This is a genomic window from Psychrobacter sp. ANT_H56B, from assembly GCF_008369245.1.
Lineage (GTDB): Bacteria > Pseudomonadota > Gammaproteobacteria > Pseudomonadales > Moraxellaceae > Psychrobacter > Psychrobacter cryohalolentis.
Window position 1 is genome coordinate 1 of record NZ_VOBF01000025.1, and the last position, 861, is coordinate 861.

Below are 861 nucleotides of genomic sequence, written 5' to 3' on the forward strand. Positions count from 1 at the left end.
CCAAAAAAAGAGGAAATACCCATGGCAAAGGCCAAGTTTGAACGTCTAAAACCACATGTTAACGTCGGTACCATCGGACACGTTGACCACGGTAAAACCACCCTTACCGCTGCAATCGCAACCGTAGCTGCAATCACCTCAGGTGGCGAAGCCAAAGACTACGCGTCTATTGACTCAGCACCAGAAGAAAAAGCACGTGGCATCACCATCAACACCTCACACGTAGAATATGACACCCCATCACGTCATTACGCTCACGTTGATTGCCCAGGTCACGCCGATTATGTTAAAAACATGATCACCGGTGCAGCCCAGATGGACGGCGCAATCCTAGTTGTATCAGCGACTGACGGCCCTATGCCACAAACCCGTGAGCACATCCTGCTTTCACGTCAGGTTGGCGTACCGTACATCGTCGTATTCATGAACAAGTGCGACGTTGTTGATGACGAAGAATTGCTTGAACTCGTAGAAATGGAAGTTCGTGAATTATTAAGCGACTATGACTTCCCAGGTGATGACACCCCAATCATCCACGGTTCTGCAACTGAAGCCCTAAAAGGCTCACAAGAAAAATATGGTCAACCAGCCGTTGTAGAACTATTAAACGTTCTTGACACCTACATCCCAGAGCCAGAGCGTGACATCGACAAAGCATTCCTAATGCCAATCGAAGACGTATTCTCAATCTCAGGTCGTGGTACTGTTGTAACTGGCCGTGTTGAATCTGGTATCGTACGCGTTGGCGACGAAATCGAAATCGTCGGTATCCGTGACACGCAAAAAACCACCTGTACGGGTGTAGAGATGTTCCGTAAACTGCTTGACGAAGGTCGTGCAGGCGAAAACTGTGGCGTACTA

Annotated in this window: 1 protein-coding gene; it reads left to right on the forward strand. The window is 48.7% G+C overall.

Annotated features, from left to right (window positions below):
• Window positions 1-21: 21 nt before the first annotated feature.
• Window positions 22-861, forward strand: an 840-nt coding sequence (locus tag FQ082_RS12905; protein ID WP_149493456.1) for an elongation factor Tu, incomplete at its 3' end; no start/stop codon positions are given.